Source organism: Zoogloea sp. LCSB751, assembly GCF_002028455.1.
Taxonomy (GTDB): Bacteria; Pseudomonadota; Gammaproteobacteria; order Burkholderiales; family Rhodocyclaceae; genus Zoogloea.
In genome coordinates this window covers 1-265 of sequence record NZ_MWUM01000266.1, presented here as the reverse complement: position 1 = coordinate 265, position 265 = coordinate 1, and the positions used below count along the sequence as shown (strand labels likewise).

Annotated in this window: 1 protein-coding gene; it reads left to right on the top strand. The window is 47.2% G+C overall.

The window, feature by feature from the left end:
- Positions 1-265 (top strand): ACP S-malonyltransferase (locus B4920_RS26595; RefSeq protein ID WP_139379704.1); only part of this gene is annotated, 265 nt, incomplete at both ends.

The following is a 265-nucleotide window of genomic DNA, read 5'->3' as shown; positions in this document are numbered from 1 at the left end:
TGTGGGACAAACCTTTGCCGAAGCGAGTGAGGTGCTAGGGTATGATTTGTGGGCATTAGTGCAAGACGGCCCCGTTGAAACCTTAAATGAAACCGATAAAACTCAGCCTGCTTTATTAGCGGCAAGTGTGGCGATTTGGCGTGCCTATGTTGCCTCTGGTAAATCTATGCCTGCGATGTTAGCGGGTCACAGCCTAGGTGAATATTCTGCATTAGTTTGTGCTGGTGTCATCGACTTTAAAGATGCGATTAAACTGGTTGAGCTA